This is a genomic window from Marinactinospora endophytica, from assembly GCF_054780875.1.
Genome location: NZ_BAAGVM010000017.1, coordinates 12,518 through 34,855, shown reverse-complemented (window position 1 = coordinate 34,855; position 22,338 = coordinate 12,518). Strand labels below are relative to the sequence as shown.

Here is a 22,338-nt window from a genome sequence, read left to right as displayed (position 1 = left end):
CCGCGAATGCGCGAGTGGCCCTTGTTCTCCCAGCCGCGCGCCTTGGTGTGGTTCATCGGCCTGGTCATAACCGTCGATCTGCTCTGCGGCGCCGGGGCGGTCGTTTCCAGCGACCTCGTCACCGCCGAGGTGGTGGCCTTCGTCGCCCTGGTGCTGTGCGCGGCGGTCTGCGTCGAGGCCATGCGGCGTCTGGGGATCCCCGCGGGGATCACCCGCGACCTGCTCGGCGCCTGGTGGATACCGGTGTTCCTGCTCCTCCCGCCGGTGTACTCGCTGCTGGCCCCCGTTCCGATCTACCTCATGCTGCAGTACCGGATCCGGCGGGCCATCGTGTTCCGCCGGGTTTTCAGCGCGGCCTCGGTGGCGCTGGCGGGCTTCACCGCCTCGGCGGTGTTCGACTTCGTCGCGCCCCAGGACGTGCTGTTCTCGACCGTCCTCGGCGGCGCCGCCGTGGGCGACACGCTCATCAGCGCCCGCGGTTTCGTGGCCGCGGCGGCCTGCTGTGTGCTGTTCACGGTCCTCAACACCATCGTCGTGGCGATCGCGGTCCATCTCAGCACCTCCGAGGGGACGCGACGGCGCCGGATGTGGGACCGCGAGACCGTGCTGCTGGACGGGGCGGAACTGTGCGTCGGCCTCATCGTCGCCATCCTGTGCGGGCTGTCCCCGCTGCTCCTCCTCGTGGCGTTGCCGCCGGTCCTGCTCCTCCAGCGCAGCCTGATGTTCCAGCAGTTGCAGACCGCGGCCCGCACCGACCCCAAGACGGGGTTGCTCAACGCCACCACCTGGGAGCACGAGGCCGAAGCCGAACTCGCCCGCGCGCTGGAGACCGGTCGCCCGGTCGCGGTGCTCATCGTCGACATCGACCACTTCAAGAGGGTCAACGACACCTACGGTCACCTGTTCGGCGACCAGGTTCTGCTCGGCGTGGCCAACACCATCACCCACCAGTTGCGTCAGTACGACATCGTGGGCAGATTCGGTGGCGAGGAGTTCGTCGCGCTGCTCCCGGGTGCCGACATGGCCGAGGCCTGCCGGGTGGCCGAGCGGCTGCGCTCACGCGTGGGGCGCATGGCGTTGCCCGTGGACGAGACCACGGTGTCCGTCACGATCTCCGTGGGGGTCGCCCTTCTGCGGGTCCACGGACGCGACCTCATCGAGCTCATGGCGGCCGCCGACCTCGCCCTCTACCGGGCCAAGGACTCCGGCCGCAACCGGGTCCGGCTTCCCGCCACGCCCGCGTCCGCGCTCCGCGACTCCGAGCCTCCCGCGGCCACCGCCGACTAGAACTGTCCACAGGCGCGCGGACGATGTTGATGCGCCACCCGGCGGCGACGCATCGTGTCTGCATGGTGACTCAACGCCCTCCCGGTTCCCCCGTCCGCCTTCCCCTTGCCACGCCCACCGACATCATCGCCGCCGTCCCCTACCTCCTGGGCCGCCATCCCTCCCACTGCCTGGTGGTTCTCGGGGCCCGCGGAGCAGCGTCCCAGGTCAGGCTCGCCGGGCGTTGCCCGTTGCCCGAGGAGGCCACGGCCGTTCCCGGGCTCGTCGCCGGGCTTGTCGAGCGGTTGGCGCGCGATCGGTGCGACCAGGCCGTCCTCGTCGGTTATGGCCCGCCGGAGCGGGTCGCGCCCTTCGCCCACGAGTTGGGCGAGGTCGCGGCGGCGTCCGGCGTCGCCCTGCGCGAAGCGCTACGGGTCGACGGTGGGCGCTACTGGTCCTACCTGTGTCCGGAACCGGCCTGCTGTCCGCCCGAGGGGACCAGATACGACGTCGTTTCCTCCACGATCCCCGCCACCGCGGTGCTCGCCGGCCTGGCGCCGCGGGGCGGCTCGGCCGTGCCGCAGGCCCTGGTGGCCCCCGTGGCGGGGAGCGTCAGGGACGAGATGGAACGCGCCACCCGGCGAGCCGAGGTCAGGCGTGGCCGTATGTGCGCGGAGCGGGAGGGGGCCGTCCCGGTCGAGTCCGCGCTGCTGGCCGAAGGTGCGCGCGCGGTGGCCGAGGCGGTGGACGACGCCCGGGCCGGAAGGCTGCCGGGCTCCTGCGACCGTGTGGCCTGGCTGGGCGTCCTGCTGGCGACCGTGTCGGTGCGCGACGAGGCATGGGCGCGTATCCGCCCCCCGGACGCGGCCGCCCACGTCCGCTTGTGGCGTTACGTGCTACGCAGGGTCGAGCCCTCCTATACCCCGGCCCCCGGCGCGCTGCTGGCGTTCGCGGCCTGGCAACAGGGCGACACCGCGCTGGCCGACGCCGCGCTGGACCGGGTCGACTCCGCGTCCCCCGGCTATCCCATGGCCGTCCTCCTCCGCCAGGCCCTGCAAAGGGGAGTCTCCCCGCGTGACTGGCCCCAACGGGGGGCTGGGCGTGCCGGTGAGCCGCCACCGCCGCACGGCCCGACGGCGGGACAGCGTTGGGCGGGTCCGGACTGGCCGGGGCACCGGCGGTGACGCCCTAGTCTTGAAGACATGCCGGAGTACATCTACACGATGCGAAACGTGCGCAAGGCGCATGGTGACAAGGTTGTCTTGGACGACGTCTCGGGTTCCTTCCTCCCCGGGGCCAAGATCGGTGTCGTGGGGCCGAACGGCGCGGGCAAGTCCACGCTGCTGAAGCTGATGGCCGGCCTTGAGCAGCCGTCCAACGGCGAGGCCCGGCTCATGCCCGGGTTCACCGTGGGCCTTCTCGCGCAGGAGCCGAAGCTCGACCCGGACAAGACGGTCCTGCAAAACGTCGAGGACGGTGTGGCCGAGACCAAGGCGATGCTCGACCGCTTCAACGAGATCGCCGAGCAGATGGCCACGGACTACTCCGACGACCTGCTCGAAGAGATGGGCAAGCTCCAGGAGCAGCTCGACCACCGCAACGCCTGGGACCTCGACAGCCAGCTCGCCCAGGCCATGGACGCCCTGCGCTGCCCGCCCGCTGACGCCAACGTTTCCGTCCTCTCCGGTGGTGAGAAGCGCCGCGTGGCGCTGTGCAAGCTCCTCCTCGAACAGCCCGACCTGCTGCTGCTCGACGAGCCCACCAACCACCTCGACGCCGAGAGCGTCCAGTGGCTGGAACAGCATCTGGCGAACTACCCCGGCACCATCATCGCGATCACCCACGACCGTTACTTCCTCGACCACGTCGCCACCTGGATCCTCGAGATCGACCGTGGCCGGCTCTACCCCTACGAGGGCAACTACACGACCTACCTCGACACCAAGGCGGCCCGCCTGAAGGTCGAGGGCCAGAAGGACGCCAAGCGGCAGCGGCGCCTTCAGGAGGAGCTGGAGTGGGTCCGCTCCAACGCCAAGGCCCGCCAGACCAAGAGCAAGGCCCGCCTCCAGCGGTACGAGGAGATGGCCGCCGAGGCGGCCAAGACCCGCAAGCTGGACTTCGAGGAGATCCAGATCCCGCCGGGTCCGCGCCTGGGCAACACCGTCGTCGAGGTCAAGAACCTCACCAAGGGCTTCGACGACCGTCTGCTCATCGAGAAGCTCAGCTTCTCCCTGCCGCCGAACGGCATCGTCGGCGTCATCGGCCCCAACGGTGTCGGTAAGACGACGCTGTTCAAGATGCTGGTCGGCGAGGAGCAGCCCGACTCCGGCGAGATCACGGTCGGCGACACGGTCAAGATCTCCTACGTCGACCAGTACCGCGGCCGCATCGCCGACGACAAGAACGTCTGGGAGACGATCTCCGACGGCGAGACCTTCATCCGGGTCGGCGACGTCGAGATCCCCAGCCGGGCCTACGTCGCGGCCTTCGGTTTCAAGGGATCCGACCAGCAGAAGTCGGCCGGGGTCCTCTCCGGAGGCGAGCGCAACCGGGTCAACCTCGCCCTCACCCTCAAGCAGGGGGGCAACCTCCTCCTGCTGGACGAGCCGACCAACGACCTCGACGTCGAGACGCTGGGCTCGCTGGAGAACGCGCTGCTGGAGTTCCCCGGCTGCGCCGTGATCACCAGCCACGACCGCTGGTTCCTGGACCGGGTGGCCACGCACATCCTGGCCTGGGAGGGCGACGCCAACTGGTTCTGGTTCGAGGGCAACTTCGAGTCCTACGAGAAGAACAAGATCGAGCGCCTCGGCCCCGACGCCGCGAGGCCGCACGCGGTCACGCACCGCAAGCTGACCCGCGACTGAGCCGGCCGCTGTGGACGCGCCGGTCCGCTCCCGTACCGTGGAGTGAGGCCGGCGCGCCCCTTTCAGGCCGGCCCCCGGGTCCGTCACGACATAGGCTGGCAGGCGACTATGACTTCCCCGCACGATGACAAAGTGACGTTCTACGAGGCGGTGGGGGGAGAGGAAACCTTCACCCGTCTCGTCCGGCGTTTCTACGAGGGGGTCGCCACCGACCCCGTGCTGCGGCCGATGTACCCCGAGGAGGACCTCGGGCCGGCCGAGGAGCGGCTTCGGCTGTTCCTCGTCCAGTACTGGGGCGGTCCGCGCACCTACAGCGAGCGCCGCGGCCACCCCCGGCTGCGGATGCGCCACTTCCCCTTCCGGATCGGTGGCGAGGAACGCGACCGCTGGCTGGCGCACATGCGCGCCGCGATCGACGACCTCGCGCTGCCCCCCGAAGCCGAGCGGATGATGTGGGACTACATGGTCCACGCGGCCCACAGCATGGTGAACGTGCCCGAGGAGACCAGCGCTCCCGTCGGGCAGGTGGCCGATCCCACCGGCATCACCGTGCGCTCCGCCGATGACACCCCCGACGACGACGATGGCGAGGCCATCACCGTCTCGCTGAAGTGATCCCGCCGGCCGGATGTCCTGGCGGGACGACGGCGATCGCCAGGCCGCAGAACAGCGCCGTCCCCGCGAAGGCGACCGCGTAGCCCCACGTCTGGATCAGGGCGCCGGCGATCAGGGGGGTGAGCGTGGCCGCCACCGATTGCAGCGAGTTCTGCACCGCCATGGCCCGGCCCGCCCAGGCCAGGCCGGCGGTCTCGGCGACCGCGGTGAACGTCAGCCCGTTGTGGCTCATGGACAGCAGTAGGCACAGCGCCAGCAGGACCACGCCGGCGGCCGAGGAGGTCCACGCCGCGCCGGCGAGCAGCAGCAGGGCCGCTCCGGTGGCGGCCGCGATGATCCGCACGGGGCCGAGCCTGTTGCCGATCCGGTCCGACCAGGCGCCCGCGCCCAGCCGGACCAATGCGCCGGGAAGCTGGACGAGCGAGATGAACACCCCCGCGGTGGCGGCTCGCCACCCGTGCTCGTCGACGAGGTAGACCAGCGCGTAGGTCATCAGCGCCGACTGGGGTACCCCCAGCAGCATGCTCGTCCCGTGGACCCGCCAGATCGTGCTCCGCAGGTAGGGGGAACCCGTCGCCCCCTCTCCGCCGGGGTCGGCGCGTGGGGCCCGCGCCTGTCGCGCCCCCGTCGCGAAAAGCGCGGCCAGGGGCGCGGTGGCCAGCGACAGGCCCGCGGGCAGGAGCATCGCGGTGACGAAGCCGTACCGCTCGGCCAGCAGGGGGAGCAGGGCCGCGGCCAGGGCCATGCCCAGAGGCTGGGCCGCCTGCCGGATCCCCATGGCCAGGCCACGCTCGTGCGCGGCGAACCAGCCGAGCACCAGACGCCCGCTGGCGGCGTTCACCGGCCCGCTGGCCGCCCCCACCAGGGCGAGCAGCACTCCCACGCCCACGGGCGAGTCGACGGCCGCGAGCAGGGCGAGCACGCCGGCGGTGAGAAGCAGGCTCAGGGTCATCGTGACCCGCTCGCCGTAGCGGTCGATCGCCACGCCCCAGGCGAGCAGCGTCAGCAGCAGGCCCAGGCTGGGCATTCCCGCCAGGGTGCCGGCCTGGGCGACCGTCAGACCGTAGGCCGCGCGCAGTTCCGGGATGACGAACGGCACCCCGAACAGCGCACAGATGCTGGCGATCTGGGCGGAGATCGCCACGCAGAGGACGAACCAGCGGTTTGCGGCGAGCACCGGACCAGACTAGGGCGCGGGCGACGAGGGGGAAGGCGCGGGGCCTCAGGGGGAGGGCTCTCCGGCGACCTGGTAGGCGGCGAGGTGGTCGCGTTCGTCCTGGTCGAGCCGGCGGACCCGTTGGGTGTCCAGGTCGAAGCCGACGAGCACCGACTTGGCGCGTACGTAGAGGTGGTCGTCGTCGACGATCTCGTACTCCAGGGTGAAGCTGGCGTTCTTCACCTCGGTCACCCATGTCTCGACGCGGACGGGCTCGCGGCGCAGCAGGATCGGACGGACGTAGTCGACCTCGTGGCGTGCCACCACCAGGCTGCCGAAGCGTGTCCGTCCCTCGCCGTCCCAGCGCAGGAAGGAGATACGGGCGTCTTCGAGGTAGGTCAGCATCCGTACGTTGTTGACGTGGTTGAGCGGGTCGAGGTCGGCGAAACGGACGTGGGCCAGGTACACGTGCCGGCGCGCCGCCGTTCCCGCCGTCGGTCGTGGGTGCCTCGGTCGCGGCCTCTACCACGGTTCTTCCTACTTCCTTTCGCGGGTGTTCCATCCCTGATTGTCGCAAGTGTCCATTGGGATCGGGGAACGGGCCAGGCGCCGTCCCGTCCGGGACCGGCCCCGGACGGGACGGCCGGGGTCAGGCCGAAGGGAGCCCCAGGCCGGTGTAGTAGGCGAGGAAGGCCAACTGGTCGGCGCCAAGCCCCACGCTGCGGCTCACCGAACGAGAACTGTGCCCGACCTCGGCCTCGCGGCGTAGCAGGATCGGGCGTTCCTCGATCGACGCGGACGTCGCGTGCTGCACCGCCGCGCACATCTTGCGGGCGTGTAGCGGATCCACCCGGGTGTCGTTGTCGAAGACCGTGAACAGGGTCGCCGGGTAGGCGACCCCTTCGGCGACGTTGTGGTAGGGGGAGTAGCCGAGCAGCCAGCCCAGCGCCTCGGGGTCCCTGGCGCTGCCGTACTCGACATCCCACAGCTGGCCCAGGCCGAACCGCTCGTAGCGGACCATGTCCAGCAGGGGGGCCGAGCACACGGCGGCGGCGAACAGGTCCGGTCGTTGGGTGATCATCGCCCCCACGAGCAGTCCGCCGTTGCTGCCGCCCATGACGGCCAGTTGTCCCGATGTGGTGACACCGGACGCGATCAGGTGCTCGGCGGCAGCGGCGCAGTCGTCGAACACGTTCTGCTTACGCCCGAGCATGCCGTCGCGGTGCCACTGCTCGCCCTCCTCCAGGCCGCCGCGCAGGGACGCGATCGCGTACACGCCGCCCGCCCGGATCCAGGCCAGCGCCGTGGCCGAGTAGACGGGGGTCAGCGAGACGGAGAACCCGCCGTAGCCGTAGAGGATCGTCGGCCGAGGGCCGTCGGCGTCGGCCGGGGAGATGACGAGCATCCGCACGGGGGTCCCGTCACGGGAGGTGTAGGTGACCTGCTCGGTACGCACCGGTGGAGCCTCCGCCGAACCGGGCGGGTCGGCCCAGGTGGTCACCGCGTCGGTGCGCGCGTCGTAGTGCAGGACCCGCATCGGCGAGGTGGTGTCGGTGTAGGTGAACCAGGCCTCGTGGCCGCCCTCGGGCCGTTCCATCAGCCCGCCGACCGATCCGAGCCCGGGCAGGGGGAGCGAACCGCGTCGTGCGCCGGTGGGCAGGTCGTGTACGTCGATCTCGCTGATCGCGTGCCGGCGGTGTGCGACCAGCAGGGTCGGGGTGGGGGCCTCGGGACCGTCGAGGATCGCATACCCGCTGAGGACGGAGTCGGAGTCGGCGGCGACGAGGGTACGCCAGTGCTCGTACCCCGGTGTCTCGGGGGAGGTCACGCACAACCTGCCGCGTGGCGCGTCACGGTCGGTGAACAGGTACAGCCGGCCGTCGCGGCCCACGTACGGGGAGACCTCGGCGTCCACGCCCTCCTGGATGGTCGAGAACCGTGGTCTCTCGGGGCCGCTCAGGGACAGGTCGGCGATCCAGGCGTCGTTGCGAGGCGAGGTGCCGCGGGTGGAGGTGAGCAGCAGCCAACGACCGTCCCGGCTCACCGCGACCCCGTAGTACTCGGTCTTGTCCCGATCGGACCCGAAGACGAGCACGTCCTCCTCGGCCGGACGGCCGATGCGGTGCAGGTAGACGCGCCGGTGGTACTGCTCCTCCCCCTCGGGGACCTGGTCCGACGGGAGCCTGCGGACGTAGTAGAAGGCTTCGCCGCCGGGCAACCAGGCGATGGGGGAGTAGCGGCAACGGTCGATGGGGCCGTCCACGATCTCGCCGGTGGCCACGTCCATGATCCGCAGCAGGGATTCCTCGTCACCGCCCTCGGAGAGCTGGTAGGCGAGCAGCCGGCCGTCGAGGTCGGGGCGCCAGGAGTCGAGCGTGGTGGCGCCCGTGGGGTCCAACGAGGTGGGATCGACCAGGACACGCTCGTTCCCGCTCGCCGGGTCCACGGTGTAGAGCACGCCGTGTTCCTGCTCGGCGGTGCGCCGGGTGAAGAACTGTCGTTCGCCGCGCCAGATGGGAGCGCCGACGAAGCCGGCCCCCAGGAGTTCGTGCAGTTGTTCACCGAACCAGGCGCGGCCGGGCAACCGGGCCGCCATGTCGCAGAAGAGCGTGTCCTGGGCGGCCGCCCACTCCTTGGTGCGGGCCGAGTCGGCCTCCTCCAGCCAACGGTAGGGGTCGGCGACCAGACGGCCGTGCAGGGTCTCGGTGAGCTCAAGGCGCTCAGCTGCGGGGTAGCGGCGTTCAGGCATGGTCGAACTCTATCCACCGACCGCTCCGTGGTCGTCGGGGAAAGAGGAAGGGAGAAGCGCGATTATTCCCTTCCGTCTTGTTTTTTCGACACTCCGAATAAATGGGGTGGCGGCAACCTGGCCAGACAAAGCAAACTGAAAGCGGGACGTTACTCGGCGGGAACCACCCACGGGAGGTCCGTGTGGCAACGCGAACAGAACCGGTCGCAAGGCCGGTCCACAGGGAGGTCTCCTGGCTGGCCGACAGGCTGGCCGGGGACGAGACAGGGTCGGCCGGAGTACCGGCCTCCCAGGAGCCAGCATGAGCGCCCGGCGCGGCTCGGAGGGCGGCACAGTCAGCCGTCACGTGCTGCTGCTCAACGCCAGCTACGAACCGTTGACGACGCTGCCGCTGCGTCGGGCGATTCTGCTGGTACTCCGGGAGAAAGCCGAAGTGGTCCACGGGGACGCGGCGGGAACCGTGCTCCATTCGGCGACGATGGCGCTGTCGGTGCCATCGGTGATCAGACTCCACCGCTACATCCGGGTGCCCTACCGGCGTAGGGTCCCACTCACCCGGGTGGCGTTGATGCGGCGCGATGGCTACCACTGCGCCTACTGCGGGAAACGGGCCGAAACCATCGACCACGTCATCCCCCGCAGCCGTGGTGGCGCGCACACCTGGGAGAACGTGGTGGCCTCCTGCAAGACGTGCAACCATCGCAAGGCCGATCGCCTCCTCGACGAGCTCGGCTGGGAACTGAACGTGACCCCCACGGTTCCCCGCGGGATGCACTGGAGGCTGATCAACGGCGAACAACACGGCGATCCCCTGTGGGCGCCGTACATGGCGAGGGTGGCGGCCTAGCCCCTGGCGTCCGGGACGGGCCGGTCCCAACCGTCCCGGACGATCGCGGATCGCCGTGGTCCATCGGACTCGAGACAACCGGTCGGCTGCTTCTATCCTGCTCTCATGCCTCGATACGAATTCCGCTGTCGCGCCTGCGACGACACGTTCGAGATCTCCCGGCCCATGGCCGAGTCCGCCGACCCCGCCTCCTGCCCGCGGGGACACGACGACACGGTGCGCCTGCTGTCGACCGTCGCCGTGGGCACAACCGCGAGCCCGCCCTCGGGGGGCGGCTGCTGCGGAGGCGGCTGCTGCGGCTGAGCGGCCGCCGCGCCGGGGCGGGAGCGCAACCGTCTCCCGTCCCGGCGCCTGCGTTACCGGGCGCTACCGAGCGGGCCGCTCCAGCTGCGAGACATCGCGGGCGGCCCCGGTCGAGGCCGAGGTGGCCATGGCCGCGTAGGCGCGCAGCGCCGCGCTGACCTGACGCTCGCGGTTCTTCGGACGGAAGCCGCCGAGCTCCTCCAACAGCTGCGCGCGCCGGTCGGCGAGCTCCTCGGCCGGCACCTCCAGCACCAGGCCGCGGTTGGGGATGTCGATGCTGATGATGTCGCCGTCGCGGACCAGGGCGATGTCACCCCCCGCCGCGGCCTCGGGTGAGGCGTGCCCGATGGACAGACCCGAAGTGCCGCCGGAGAAACGGCCGTCGGTGATCAGCGCGCACGATTTGCCCAGTCCACGGCCCTTGAGGAAGCTCGTCGGGTAGAGCATCTCCTGCATGCCGGGCCCTCCCTTGGGGCCCTCGTAGCGGATGACGACGACGTCGCCGGCCTCGACGCGCTTGCCGAGGATGCCGTCGACCGCCTCCTCCTGGCTTTCGAAGACCTTGGCCGGACCCCGGAAGGTCCACAGCTCCTCCTCGACCCCCGCGGTCTTGACGATGGCGCCGTCAGGGGCGAGGTTGCCGTAGAGGACGGCCAGACCGCCGTCGGCGGTGTAGGCGTGCTCGACGTCGCGGATGCAGCCGTTCGCGCGGTCGGTGTCCAGGCTGTCCCAACGGACGTCCTGGGAGTAGGCGCGCGTCGTGCGCTTCCCGCCGGGGGCGGCGTGGAACAGCTCGACGGCCTCGGGCAGCACGCTCTCGGAGGCGATGTCCCAGTTGGCCAGGTACTCTCCCACGGTCGTGCCGTGCACGGTCGGCAGCGAGGTGTCGAGCAGCCCGCCCCGCGCCAGCTCACCGAGGATGGCGGGGATGCCGCCGGCCCGGTGGACGTCCTCGATGTGGTACTTGTCGGTGTTCGGCGCGACCTTGCACAGGCAGGGCACCCGCCGGGACATCGCGTCGATCTCCGGCAGGCCGAACTTCACGCCCGCCTCGGTCGCCGCGGCCAGCAGGTGCAGGATCGTGTTGGTCGACCCGCCCATCGCGATGTCGAGCGCCATGGCGTTGCCGAAGGCGGCCGGAGTGGCGATCGACAGGGGCAGGACCGATTCGTCGTCGTCCTCGTAGTAGCGCTTCGCGGCCTCGACCACCAGACGTCCGGCGTCCTCGTAGAGGCGCTTGCGGGCGACGTGGGTGGCCAGCACGGTGCCGTTGCCCGGCAGGGCCAGGCCGATCGCCTCGGTCAGGCAGTTCATCGAGTTGGCGGTGAACATGCCCGAGCAGGAGCCGCACGTGGGACAGGCGGCCTCCTCCATCTCGTCGAGCTCGGCCTGGGAGACGTTCTCGTCGGCGGCGGCGATCATCGGGTTGATCAGGTCGAGCTTGCGGACCTTCGTGGCGGTGCCCTCGACCACGGTGACCTTGCCGGCCTCCATCGGGCCGCCCGAGACGAACACCGTCGGGATGTTGAGCCGCAGCGCCGCCAGCAGCATGCCCGGGGTGATCTTGTCGCAGTTGGAGACGCACACGAGCGCGTCGGCGCAGTGCGCGTTGACCATGTACTCCACGGCGTCGGCGATGAGCTCACGGCTGGGCAGCGAGTAGAGCATGCCGCCGTGGCCCATGGCGATGCCGTCGTCCACGGCGATCGTGTTGAACTCCCGGGGCACGCCTCCGGCCTCGCGTACGGCGTTCGCGACGACGTCGGCCACCTCGCGCAGGTGGACGTGGCCCGGCACGAACTGGGTGAAGCTGTTGGCCACCGCGACGATCGGCTTGCCGAAGTCCTCGCGTTCCACGCCGGACGCGCGCATGAGAGCGCGCGCGCCGGCCATGTTCCTGCCATGGGTGACCGTGCGTGAGCGAAGCGCGGGCATGGGGTGGGCTCCCGTCGAGACGAACGTGGATCCGCGCCTTCGGGGCGCTACGAGGTGGCACGGACCTGGAGACGGGGCCTCCGCGGGGTCGGTCCGGCCGCCCGTGTCGCTCCGGGGCGGGGTGGATCGATGAAGTTCCTTCGATGGTAGCCCCGTGCGCGACCGGCCGATGTCTCGACTGCGAAGATAGGGTGTCCACATAATGGGATGGACGGCCGGTGGCCGTCCATCCGCGGGCGATGGGGACTCAGTAGGCCGGGGGCAGCACCTTCTCGGCCGCGCGGTAGATCTCCTCGATCTCCTCCTCGGACAGCCGGTCCTTTCCGGTGCGCAGCCACTTGCGGACCTTGGTGCCGACGATGATGTCGACCTTGCGGAGGTTGTGGTGGTCCCAGGGCATGCTGGGCCCGTAGATCGCGAGGGCGGGGCGAACGGTGATGGGACGGCCCAACTCCTCGCTGATCAGCCGTTCGGCGGTGCGGGCCTCCTCAAGCGCCTCGTCGATACGCTCGTTCTTGGAGAAACGGCCGTGGTAGAGCTTTTCGAGCTTGTTGCGCAGCGGAAGGCGCTTGTCCCAGGACTCGGAGTCGATCGAGAACGCGCCGCGCCGTCCCACGATGAAGTGGTCGATCAGCCCGTTGCCGCCGGGGATGCGGCGCGCGTGCAGGACGCGGTAGCCCAGCCGCCGCATGACCTTGAGCTGGGCCTCGGTGCGTCGTTGGGCGGCGGAGGGCCTGCGCCATTGGGGGACCTCCGAGCGGCGTCGCGACGTGTGCACGGCAAAGCCGACGGCGACGAAGACGCCCAGCGTGATGCCGAGCCGCGCGTCACTCGTGAGCAGTCCCGCCCCCAGCGCGACGGCCACGGCGACGGCGCCGTGGAGCACCCAACGCCGGGCGTCCTCGGAGGCCAGCAGGGTGGCGTAGGTGGCGCGGACCGCGCCGACGGCCCCTCGGCTTCCCGGTCGGCCGCCGCGGGGGGCGAAGGGCGAGGTCGCGATCGGGCCCCGTCGCCGGGCCGTGCCGGCGGGTGGGGACGTGCCGTTCTTGGTGCTGGTTCCCGGTTCCACGTTGCAGAGCGTAGCCGCATAGGCAAGCGAGTCCTAGTGCATCCGAACTCACACTTTTGTCGCCTGAGGGGCCCGTCTCGCTATGTGTCCCGACAGCCCCGAAAGGGAATAACGTCTTTTCGACCTCTCTGGAGAGGTCCCACCGGAGACGGCCGTTGCGGCTGAGGGGGCACGCCCGTGCCCCTACGCTCGAAGCGTGGCAGAGATCCATGATCTGAGCGCGATCGAGCAGGCGGCGGCGGTGCGCCGTCGGGAGCTCTCCCCCGTCGAGATCGCCGATCACTACCTCGACCGGATCGGGCGACACGGGACCACCGTCGGCGCCTTCATTACGGTCACCAGGGAACTCGCGGAGCAGCAGGCGCGTAACGCCGAGAAACGGGTTCTCACAGAACCCGTGGAGGACCTGCCGCCCCTGCTGGGCGTCCCCGTCCCGATCAAGGACCTCGACATGCTCGCCGGCCAGCCCTGGACGTCGGGGACGAACACGCACTCCGCCGTGATCGCCACCGAGGACGAGGCGTTCGTCGCGGAGCTCCGCCGGGCCGGCGCGATCTTCACCGGTAAGACCAACACGCCGGAGTTCGGCCTCAGCTGCTACACCGAGAACGACATCGCCCCCGCCGCGCGTACGCCCTGGGACCTCAGCCGTTCGGCGGGAGGCTCCAGCGGCGGTGCCGCGGCGGCGGTCGCGGCGGGACTCGCGCCCATGGCGCAGGGAAGCGACGGAGGGGGGTCCATCCGGGTGCCCGCCAGCGTGTGCGGGCTGTTCGGTCTCAAACCGAGCCGGGGCAGGGTCACCAACGCCCCGCGCCGGCCCGACCTGATCGGGCTGTCGGCGACCGGACCGCTCAGCCGCACGGTGGCCGACGCGGCGCTCATGCTCGACGTCATCTCGGTCTCGCGACCCGGGGACTACTACGCGCTGCCTCCCCTGGGCGGGGGACGGACCTTCCTCGAACTGGCCGGACGCGAACCGGGACGGCTCCGGATCGCGCGCTTCGCCCGGCCTCCGGTGGCGGACGCCGTGGTGCACCCCGATGTCCTGGCCGCCTACGAGGAGGCGACGCGGCTACTGCTCCGCCTGGGGCACGAGGTCGAGGAGATCCCCGTGCCGTTCGACCCCGGCATGCTCGACCTCTTCGGCACGGTGTGGGCGGTGATGGCGGGCCGCGCCGTGGTGGCGGCCGAGCGCGAGGCCAGGCTGCGTCCGCTCACCAGGTGGCTGCGCGAACGCGCGGCGAGGACCACGGCGGCCCAGTACCTCGACGCGACGGCCGGCCTGCAACAGGCGGCCCGGGCGGCACTGCCGCGGATGGCCCCCTACGACGCGGTGCTCACCCCGACCCTGGCCGAGCCGCCCGCGCCGGTCGGGCGCTTCACCGACCTGGACGACCCCGCCGCGGAGTTCCGGGAGATGACGCTGTACACGCCGTTCGGCACGGTCTACAACATCACCGGCCAGCCCGCGGTGAACCTCCCCCTGCACTGGAACACCGAAGGGCTGCCGATCGGCGTCATGCTCGCGGGGCGGATCGGCGACGAGGCGACGCTGCTCTCGCTGTCGGCGCAGCTGGAGGCCGCCCGTCCCTGGGCCGACCGCAGGCCGCCGATCTGGTCGAGCTAGGACGGCTCTCCCGGGGACGGCGGCTCAGACGGCCTCGGAGGCCTTCTCGGGGAGGGGGCGCAGGAACAGCGACAGCGCCGCCGCCGCGAAGGTGAGGACGGCGGCCCCGCCCACGCCGGCGGCGATGCCGCCCAGGTCGATCAGCCAGCCGGTGACCGGCGACGCCACGGACATCCCGGCGGTGATCGCGGTGGACATCCAGCCGAACGCCTCGGCGCGTCGTTGAGGCGGTGCGATGTCGCCCAGCCGCTCCATGACCGCGGCGAGGGTGGGGGCGATCGCGAGGCCCGCCACGAACAGCACCGGTGACACCATCCACGGGGACGACAGGTGCGTGATCGGTGGCAGCAGGGGGATCAACAGCGTGATGCCCGCGGCGGCACCGAAGGCCCGCAGCGGGATGCGGGCCTGTCCGCTCAGGGTACCCGCGACCAGTCCGCCGACGAGGGAGCCCGCGGCCCAGATGGCGGCCAGGCCACCGGCGTTGCCCGGAGCGCCCATTTCGCGGGCCCAGGCCACGATGACCAGGTCGACAGAACCGAGTCCGCCGACCATGAGCAGGCACATGAGGAGGACGAGCACCAACGGGGGAGAGGTGAGCAGGGAGCGGCGCGGGCCCTTCTCGGCGGGGCCGTCCTGCTCGTCGGCCTCGGTGACCCCGGCCCGGCGCAGGGCCAGGGCGAAGCCGATGGAGCCGATCAGGGCGATCGCCGCGAGCAGCGCGACAGCGGCGCGGGCGCCGGCGAAGCCGACCGCTCCCGCGGCCAGCAGCGGGCCGATGATGAACAGGGTCTCCTGGAGCGTCGCCTCGGCGGCGTACACGGACTTGCGGACCTGCCCCGTGGTGATGCGGGGCCACAGGGCGCGGCCGATCTGGTTGGCCGGTGGCAGGAACACCCCGGTCACCAGGGCCAGGGGGACCGACGCCCACCACCAGGAGGCCGGGAGGACCACGAGCAGGGACAGCCCCACGGCGTAGACGACCCCGGAGACGAGCATCAGCCGGTCGGTGCCGCCCCTGTCGGCCATCCGACCGCGGATCGGCCCGGCCAGCGCCGAACCGATGGTCAGGGCGCCCGAGACCACTCCGGCCAGGGCGTAGGAGCCGGTCCAACCGGCGACGAGGAAGGTGACGGCGATCGGCAGGCCCGCGACGTGGAGGCGGGCCAGGAGCGACCAGGTGAGGAGAGAGGCGAGATGGGGGACCTCGAACACCCGATGATAGGACTTCAGCACTTGTCTGATTATGCCGGTTGCCGGGGGCGAAGTCTGGCTATTTTGGCAGGCCGCAGCGATGCTCCTGGAACGCCCGGGTCCGGTACCGGCCGCTTTCCGGCTCCGGCGCGGCGCGCCGGTTAGGGCGTGCCCCGGCAGGGCATCATCGGTTTCTGTGAGGGATGCGGAGCTGGCCCAGCTGGCCGAGGAACACGGTGTCGCGACGTCCTACGCCGACTGGCGGGGGGAGCGGGCGCCGGTCAGCGTCGACACCCTGCGCCATGTCCTCACCGCCTTGGGGCTCGATGTCACCGATCCCCGCGCCGCGCTCGAGGAACACCGGAGCCGCCGCGCCGACCGCCTGCTCCCGCCGGCGGTCGTGATCCGGGCCGGCCGGGCGCCGAGTCTCGCCCTCCCCGAGGGCGCGCGCACCTGGATCGAGCTGGGCGACGGTTCCTGGGCCGATTCGGGGACCCCGCCGCCCCTCGGGATCCACGTACTGCACGCCGAGCACGCCGACGTCCGGCAGCACGTGCCCCTGCTGGTGGTCCCGGACCGGCTACCCCAAAGGCCCGCCTCGCCAGGCCGGCGCGCCTGGGGGCTGATGGCCCAGCTCTACTCCGTCCGTTCCCGGGCCTCCTGGGGGATGGGCGACCTGCGGGACCTCGCCGACCTCGCCGATTGGAGCGCCCGCGACCTGGGGGCCTCCTTCACCCTGATCAACCCCGTCCACGCCACCGAACCCCTTCCGCCGGTGGAACCCTCCCCCTACCTGCCGGTGGGCAGGCGCTATTCCAGCCCTCTCTACCTGCGCGTCGAGGACGTCCCGGAGTACGCCCTCCTCGAACCCGAGCAGCGTGAGGAGGTCCAGCGCCTGGCCCGGCCACTGCGAGAACGGGGCCGCACGGCCGACCTGATCGACCGCGACGCCGTGTGGGCCGCCAAGCGCGCCGCGCTGCACATCCTCTACCAGGTTCCCCGTCCCCCCGAGCGGGAGGCCGCCTACCAGGCCTTCCAGGAACGCGAGGGGGCGTCCCTGGTGGAGTACGCGACGTGGTGCGCGTTCGCCGAGGAGCACGGGAGCGACTACCGGGGCTGGCCCGAGGCGTTGCGCGACGCCACGCACCCCCGGGTGGGGGCCGAGGCGATGCGCAACTGGACCCGGGTGGACTTCCACCGGTGGACGCAGTGGCTGCTCGACGAACAGCTCGCCGCCGCCCAGGGGGCCGCGCGGGCGGCCGGCATGCCGATCGGGATCGTCCACGACCTCGCCGTCGGCGTCCAGGGCGGCGGAGCCGACGCGTGGATGTACGCCGGCGCGCTCGCCTCGGGGGTGAGCGTGGGGGCGCCGCCGGACGCCTTCAACCAGCAGGGGCAGGACTGGGCGCAACCGCCCTGGCATCCGATCCGGCTGGCCGAGCGGGGGTATGGGCCCTTCGTCGCGCAGATGCGTCAGGCCATGAGGCACGCCGGCGGCATCCGGGTGGACCACGTGATGGGGCTGTTCCGACTGTGGTGGGTGCCCGAGGGGGCATCGCCCGCCGAGGGAACCTACGTCCGCTACGACCACGAGGGGATGGTCGGGGCGCTGCTGCTCGCCGCGCACGAGTGCGACGCGCTCGTGGTCGGCGAGGACCTCGGCACGGTCGAGCCCTGGGTGCGCGAGCACCTGGCCGAACGCGGGGTCCTCGGCACCTCCGTACTGTGGTTCGAGCGCGGGGAGGGGGGCCGTCCGCGCCGCCCCGAGGAGTGGCGGACCGACTGCCTGGCGACCGTGGCCACCCACGACCTGCCGCCCGTCGCCTCCTACCTGTCCGCCGAGCACGTCGAGCTGCGCGACCGTCTCGGCCTGTTGACCAGGGCGGTCGAGGAGGAGCGCGCCGACGCCGAGGCGCAGGTGGCGGCCTGGCGCGGGATGCTCGTCGATCTCGGGCTGTTGGACCCCGACACCGACCCGCTCTCGGACCAGGCCGCCGTCATCACCGCGCTCCACGCCTATCTGGCCATGACGCCCGCGCGGTTGGTCGGTGTCGCGCTCACCGACGTGGTCGGCGACCGGCGCATGCAGAACCAGCCGGGCACCAAGGACGAGTACCCGAACTGGCGGGTTCCGTTGACCGGAACCGAGGGGGAGCCGGTGTTGCTGGACGACCTGATGGCCGATCCACGGTTGGGGGAGACGGTCCGCCGCGCGCTCCGACCGGTGTCCGAGGGACTGGGGACGGGGCGGTAGCAGGACCGCCGGCCGGCCTCACACCCCTCCGGGGACGACGAAGACCAGCCACGACAGCAGGGGGGCGGCCACGATCATCACCGTTCCGAAGAGGAGGAGCCCGCGGTAGACCCGGTCACGCTCCCCCTCGGGCGCGTTGGCCAGCGCCAGCGCCCCGTTGGTGGAGAAGGGCGAGACGTCCACCAGCGAGGAGGACAGGGACAGGGCGATCATCAGCCCCAGCGCCCCGACCTGCCCGGTGGAGATGAGCGGCACCGCCAAGGGGATCAGCGCGCTGAGCATGCCGGTGGTGGAGGCGAACGCCGAGACCACGGCCCCGATGAGGCAGATCAGCAGGGCGGCCGGGAGCGGGGAGCCGATCGCGGTCACGCCGGTGCCCAGCCAGGAGATCGTCCCGGTCCGCTCCAGCAGCTCCACATAGGTCACCAGCCCGCCGACGAGCAGCACCACGCCCCAGCTCACCTGGTCGACCGCGCCCTTGGCCGCGGCGGGGAACAGCACCGCCAGCGCGCCGGCGACCGTGACGGCGAGGAAGCCGATGTCGAGCCCGAACACCAGTGATCCCACGACCAGGACCACGACGCCCGACAGGGTGGTCACACGTTCGGCGTCGAGGACGATCGGCCGCGCCGACACCGCCACGGGCGGATCGCCGTCCCGTCCCGCCTCGGCGCGGGCGTCGGCCCCGGGGGGACGGCGCCGGCCGAGCAGGAGGACGGTGACCAGCGCGACCACCGTGGCTCCCAGGAACGTCGCCGCGTACAGCGCCAGCGGGGCCGCCCCCATCTCCTCGGCGTCCATCACCCCGTTGACGATGATGCCGAAGATGCCGAGGGGGGAGAAACTACCTGCGGTGGCGCCCAGGTTGGTCACCAGGCCGATCAGAAGAGGGCTGATGCGGTACACGGCCGCCAGATTCATCGCGATGGGGAAGAGCACCGCCACCGTCGCGGGGCTGACCGCGCCGATCGAGGTCAAGACGGCGGCCAGCGCGAAGAACACCCAGGGAACGGCGGCCGGACGGCCGCGGACCAGCCGTACCGTGTTGTGGACCAGCCAGTCGACGCACCCGTTGGCCCGGGCGATGGCGAAGAGGTAGGTCACTCCCACCAGGGTGACGAACAGTCCGCCGGGGAAGCCCGCGGCGATCTCCTCGGCGCTTTCGCCGGCGAACACGGTCCCGACCACGAAGGCGGCGACCAGTGCGACGATGCCGATGCTCACCGGGCGGGCCAGGGCGATCGCGAAGACGAGGATGAGGACGAGGGCGGGAAGGACGTGCGGTGACACGGCGGTCGGGCTCCGGGGTCGGTGAGGGGCGGGCGGCGGGCCGGGCGCTTTCCGGAGCTTCGGGGGGCCACGGGCGCCGTGGCGGGGAAGCGGGGCGGGGACGGGAGGGCGCGTCCGTTGCCCGGCGCCCCGGGCTTCGGGTGACCCGGCGGGGACGGCCGTCCCGACGTCCCCGCCGGAGGGGTGTGGACGGCCCGCGGGCCGGGTGCCTCGGCCGGTCGCCCCGTGCCGCGCGCGCCGCGGTGACTTCCGGTCCGGGACGCCCTTCCGCGGGGCCGCGGCACCGAGCGAGGGGGCCGGGCGTGAGGAAGGCCGAAGAAGCAACGTTCTCCTCACGTGCCGACAATGCGATCGCTGTGTCGCGGAGCACGCGACGTGGGTCACATCGTGCCAGACCGTGAGGGAACGGGGGCGGGGAGACGACGACAGGGCCGCCGCGACGGATCGCGGCGGCCCTGTCCCTGTGCCTTGGAGGGGTCAGCCCTTGGCGGCCTCGGCGTCACGCGCCTGTGCCCGCAGGGCCCGTTCCACGCCGGAGCGGCCCTCGACCAGCAGGCGGCGCAGCGCCGGAGCCGGCTTCTCGGCCTCGATGTAGGCGTCGGTGCGGCGCAGCGTCTCCTCCTCGATCAGGTAACCGGGGTAGGCGAACTCCGCGAACGTCTGCGCGAACTCGCCGGTCCACTTCTCCCACGCCGTGCCGAGCAACGTGTAGTACTTCTCGACGTAGGGGCGCAGCAGCTCACGGTGGGCCGGCTCGGTGAAGCCGAGCAGCGTCGCGCGGAACTCCGCGTTGGCCATCTCGGCGGCGGCGATGCGCTCCCAGGCCAGTGCCTTGGCCTCGGGGGTGGGGAGCGCGGCCCGGCAACCGGCGGCGGAACGCTGGCCGGTCGCGGTCGGGTCGGACTCCAGTTCGGCGTCGATCTCGGCTTCGCCGGCCACGCCGTGCACCACCAGGCGCCGCAGCAGCGTCCAGCGCAGATCGGTGTCGATCTCCAGGCCCTCGACCGTGAGCGCGCCGTCGAGCAGGCCCTGAAGCAACGACAGGTGCTCCCCGCTGATCGCGGCGTCGGCGAAGCCGTGCGCGTAGGCGAGCTGGAGGTCGCTCCCGGGCTCGGCCGAGGTGAGCAGGTCGCGCAGCCGGTCGGCCAGCAGCCTGAACCCGGTCTCGCGCCAGGCGGGGTCGGCGTAGTTGTGCAGGGCGGAGACCGCCTGACGCAGCAGGGTCTGGGCCACCATGACGTCGCTGACGCCGCCGATGCCCGAGATCACCAGTCCCACGTAGTCGCGCGCGGCCATCTCCGCGTCGCGGGTCATGTCCCAGGCCGCGGAGAACGCCAGCGCCCGCGGCAGCGACTCGCGGATCTCGCCGATGCTCTCGACGACGGTCCGCAGCGACCGCTCGTCCAGGCGGATCTTGGTGAAGGTCAGGTCGTCGTCGTTGATCAACACGAGGTCGGGCTGGGCCTTGCCGACCAGCTGGGGAACCTCGGTGCGCGCCCCGGTGACGTCCAGCTCGATCCGCTCACGGCGGACGACGCCCTCGTCGGTGCGGTCGTACAGGCCGATCGCCAGCCGGTGCGAACGCAGCGTCGGGTAGTCCGGGGCGGCCTCCTGGAGCACCGCGAACGACGTGAAGTTCCCGTCGGCGTCCACCTCGAACTCCGGACGCATCGTGTTGACCCCGGCGGTCTCCAGCCACTCACGCGACCAGCCCGAAAGGTCCCGGCCGGAGGCCCGCTCCAGCTGGCGCAGCAGGTCGGCCAGTTCGGTGTTGCCCCAGGCGTGCTCCTTGAAGTACTCGCGCACCCCGGCGAAGAAGGCGTCCACGCCGACGTAGGCGACGAGCTGCTTGAGCACGGAGGCGCCCTTGGCGTAGGTGATGCCGTCGAAGTTGACCTCGACCGCCTGCATGTCGGGGATGTCCGCGGCGATGGGGTGGGTGGAGGGGAGCTGGTCCTGGCGCAGCGCCCACGCCTTCTCCACGTTGGCGAACGTGGTCCAGGCGTCCTTCCACTTCGTGGCCTCGGCCTGGCAGTAGACGCTGGCGAACGTCGCGAAGGACTCGTTCAGCCACAGGTCGTCCCACCAGCGCATGGTGACGAGGTCGCCGAACCACATGTGCGCCATCTCGTGCAGGATGGTCTCGGCGCGGCGCTCGTAACGCGCGTCGGTCACGCGGGAGCGGAAGACGTAGTCCTCCAGGAACGTCACCGCGCCGGCGTTCTCCATCGCGCCGGCGTTGAACTCCGGGACGAAGAGCTGGTCGTACTTGCCGAAGGGGTAACGCAGGCCGAACAGGCCGTGGTAGAAGTCGAAGCCCTGCTTGGTCACCTCGATGATCGCGTCGGCGTCGAGGTGCTCGGCCAGTGACGCCCGGCAGAAGACGCCCAGCGGGATGCCGTCGTGCTCGTCGCGCACCACGTGGTAGGGGCCGGCGATGAGCGCGGTGATGTAGGTGGACATCCGCTTGGTCGGGGGGAAGTGCCAGCGCACGGCCTGCGATCCCGCGACCGGCTCGCGCTCGACGTCGGGCGCGCTGTTGGACACCACCTCGAAGTCGGCCGGCGCGATGACGGTCAGTTCGAAAGTGGCCTTCAGGTCCGGCTGGTCGAAGCACGTGTACATGCGGTGCGCGTCGGCCGTCTCGAACTGCGTGTAGAGGTAGGTCTTGCCGTCGACCGGGTCGACGAAGCGGTGCAGCCCCTCGCCGGTGCGCATGTAGGCGGCGTCGGCGACGACGCGCAGTTCGTTGTCGGCGGCAAGGCCCGACAGCCGGATGCGCTCGCCGTCGAACACCTCGGCGGGGTCGAGCGCGCGGCCGTTCAGCTCGACGGAGCGCACCGACGGGGCGGTCAGGTCCACGAAGGTGTCCGCCCCCGGCTCGGAGCAGCCGAACCGGATCACCGTGGTCGACCCGAACGTCTGGTCGCTGCCGGTCAGGTCGAGCTCGACCTCGTAGGAGGAGACGGTGAGGATCCGAGCCCGCTCTCTCGCCTCGTCGCGCGTCAGGTTGCCCGCCACAGGCTCCGCTCCCTTCGCGGCCGCCGTCCTCGCCGGCCGCCGTTCGATGACGGTCGCCGTCAACGCGGGTCTGCGCGCGTGGCGACCTCGGATGTCTTCCGGGGGCGATCCTGCCACGCATCGCCCTGGAATGCGGAACCGGCCG

General features: G+C 71.4%; 16 protein-coding genes. 8 read left to right on the top strand and 8 right to left on the bottom strand.

Annotated elements, in window-relative coordinates:
- Window positions 1-6 precede the first annotated feature (6 nt).
- The 4 genes from ACYVHU_RS24620 to ACYVHU_RS24605 all read left to right on the top strand — a co-directional run bounded on the left by ACYVHU_RS24620 (window position 7) and on the right by ACYVHU_RS24605 (window position 4,748).
- A complete protein-coding gene (locus ACYVHU_RS24620) occupies window positions 7-1,287 on the top strand; it encodes a GGDEF domain-containing protein (RefSeq protein ID WP_235001175.1) in 1,281 nt (426 codons plus the stop codon).
- Between the two features lie 62 nt (window positions 1,288-1,349).
- Window positions 1,350-2,450, top strand: a complete 1,101-nt coding sequence (locus ACYVHU_RS24615; RefSeq protein ID WP_498949606.1) for a DUF4192 domain-containing protein — start codon at window positions 1,350-1,352, stop codon at window positions 2,448-2,450.
- 18 nt (window positions 2,451-2,468) lie between these two features.
- Window positions 2,469-4,133, top strand: coding sequence for an energy-dependent translational throttle protein EttA (gene ettA, locus ACYVHU_RS24610; RefSeq protein ID WP_078763865.1), 1,665 nt, complete (start codon window positions 2,469-2,471; stop codon window positions 4,131-4,133).
- Window positions 4,134-4,265: 132 nt separating this feature from the next.
- Window positions 4,266-4,748 (top strand): globin, encoded by a 483-nt coding sequence (locus ACYVHU_RS24605; protein ID WP_235001176.1) that lies wholly within the window; start codon window positions 4,266-4,268, stop codon window positions 4,746-4,748.
- On the opposite strand, the gene ACYVHU_RS24600 is transcribed toward ACYVHU_RS24605, so the two are convergent.
- The 3 genes from ACYVHU_RS24600 to ACYVHU_RS24590 all read right to left on the bottom strand — a co-directional run bounded on the left by ACYVHU_RS24600 (window position 4,729) and on the right by ACYVHU_RS24590 (window position 8,653).
- Window positions 4,729-5,925, bottom strand: a complete 1,197-nt coding sequence (locus ACYVHU_RS24600) for an MFS transporter (RefSeq protein ID WP_078763867.1) — start codon at window positions 5,923-5,925, stop codon at window positions 4,729-4,731. The genes ACYVHU_RS24605 and ACYVHU_RS24600 overlap by 20 nt on opposite strands.
- Before the next feature lie 45 nt (window positions 5,926-5,970).
- The gene (locus ACYVHU_RS24595) at window positions 5,971-6,372 is read right to left on the bottom strand and encodes an acyl-CoA thioesterase (protein WP_498949604.1); all 402 of its coding nucleotides are present in this window, start codon (window positions 6,370-6,372) and stop codon (window positions 5,971-5,973) included.
- A gap of 181 nt (window positions 6,373-6,553) precedes the next feature.
- On the bottom strand, window positions 6,554-8,653 hold the full coding sequence (locus ACYVHU_RS24590; RefSeq protein ID WP_078763869.1) for a prolyl oligopeptidase family serine peptidase: 2,100 nt from the start codon (window positions 8,651-8,653) through the stop codon (window positions 6,554-6,556).
- A gap of 346 nt (window positions 8,654-8,999) precedes the next feature.
- Here ACYVHU_RS24590 and ACYVHU_RS24585 point away from each other — a divergent pair, with 346 nt between their 5' ends.
- Window positions 9,000-9,500, top strand: coding sequence for an HNH endonuclease (locus tag ACYVHU_RS24585; RefSeq protein ID WP_078763895.1), 501 nt, complete (start codon window positions 9,000-9,002; stop codon window positions 9,498-9,500).
- Window positions 9,501-9,605: 105 nt separating this feature from the next.
- Window positions 9,606-9,803 carry an FmdB family zinc ribbon protein gene (locus ACYVHU_RS24580; RefSeq protein ID WP_078763870.1) on the top strand — a complete coding sequence of 66 codons (198 nt, stop codon included), beginning with the start codon at window positions 9,606-9,608 and terminating at the stop codon, window positions 9,801-9,803.
- Window positions 9,804-9,866: 63 nt separating this feature from the next.
- Here the strand turns inward: ACYVHU_RS24580 and ilvD are convergent, their stop codons facing one another.
- Complete coding sequence (gene ilvD / locus ACYVHU_RS24575) at window positions 9,867-11,738, bottom strand: dihydroxy-acid dehydratase (protein WP_078763871.1); 1,872 nt, start codon at window positions 11,736-11,738, stop codon at window positions 9,867-9,869.
- 247 nt (window positions 11,739-11,985) lie between these two features.
- Window positions 11,986-12,654 carry a nuclease-related domain-containing protein gene (locus ACYVHU_RS24570; protein WP_432941671.1) on the bottom strand — a complete coding sequence of 223 codons (669 nt, stop codon included), beginning with the start codon at window positions 12,652-12,654 and terminating at the stop codon, window positions 11,986-11,988.
- A 349-nt stretch (window positions 12,655-13,003) separates the two neighbouring features.
- Here ACYVHU_RS24570 and ACYVHU_RS24565 point away from each other — a divergent pair, with 349 nt between their 5' ends.
- On the top strand, window positions 13,004-14,434 hold the full coding sequence (locus tag ACYVHU_RS24565) for an amidase (protein ID WP_498949602.1): 1,431 nt from the start codon (window positions 13,004-13,006) through the stop codon (window positions 14,432-14,434).
- A 24-nt stretch (window positions 14,435-14,458) separates the two neighbouring features.
- Here ACYVHU_RS24565 and ACYVHU_RS24560 read toward each other — a convergent pair whose 3' ends face one another.
- The gene (locus ACYVHU_RS24560; protein ID WP_498949601.1) at window positions 14,459-15,670 is read right to left on the bottom strand and encodes an MFS transporter; all 1,212 of its coding nucleotides are present in this window, start codon (window positions 15,668-15,670) and stop codon (window positions 14,459-14,461) included.
- 154 nt (window positions 15,671-15,824) lie between these two features.
- On the opposite strand from ACYVHU_RS24560, the gene malQ reads away from it, so the two are divergent.
- A complete protein-coding gene (malQ, locus tag ACYVHU_RS24555; RefSeq protein WP_078763875.1) occupies window positions 15,825-17,882 on the top strand; it encodes a 4-alpha-glucanotransferase in 2,058 nt (685 codons plus the stop codon).
- Between the two features lie 18 nt (window positions 17,883-17,900).
- Here the strand turns inward: malQ and ACYVHU_RS24550 are convergent, their stop codons facing one another.
- Window positions 17,901-19,172: an SLC13 family permease gene (locus ACYVHU_RS24550; RefSeq protein ID WP_078763876.1), complete on the bottom strand. Its 1,272-nt coding sequence runs from the start codon at window positions 19,170-19,172 to the stop codon at window positions 17,901-17,903.
- A gap of 477 nt (window positions 19,173-19,649) precedes the next feature.
- Complete coding sequence (gene pepN / locus ACYVHU_RS24545; RefSeq protein ID WP_498949600.1) at window positions 19,650-22,193, bottom strand: M1 family aminopeptidase; 2,544 nt, start codon at window positions 22,191-22,193, stop codon at window positions 19,650-19,652.
- Window positions 22,194-22,338 lie beyond the last annotated feature (145 nt).

Excerpts from the sequence above, each read along its gene's own strand:
- ACYVHU_RS24580 (WP_078763870.1), top strand. The coding sequence starts at position 9,606 with ATGCCTCGATACGAATTCCGCTGTCGCGCCTGCGACGACACGTTCGAG.
- ACYVHU_RS24620 (WP_235001175.1), top strand. The coding sequence starts at position 7 with ATGCGCGAGTGGCCCTTGTTCTCCCAGCCGCGCGCCTTGGTGTGGTTC.
- ACYVHU_RS24615 (WP_498949606.1), top strand. The coding sequence starts at position 1,350 with ATGGTGACTCAACGCCCTCCCGGTTCCCCCGTCCGCCTTCCCCTTGCC.
- ACYVHU_RS24590 (WP_078763869.1), bottom strand. The coding sequence starts at position 8,653 with ATGCCTGAACGCCGCTACCCCGCAGCTGAGCGCCTTGAGCTCACCGAG.
- ilvD (WP_078763871.1), bottom strand. The coding sequence starts at position 11,738 with ATGCCCGCGCTTCGCTCACGCACGGTCACCCATGGCAGGAACATGGCC.
- ettA (WP_078763865.1), top strand. The coding sequence starts at position 2,469 with ATGCCGGAGTACATCTACACGATGCGAAACGTGCGCAAGGCGCATGGT.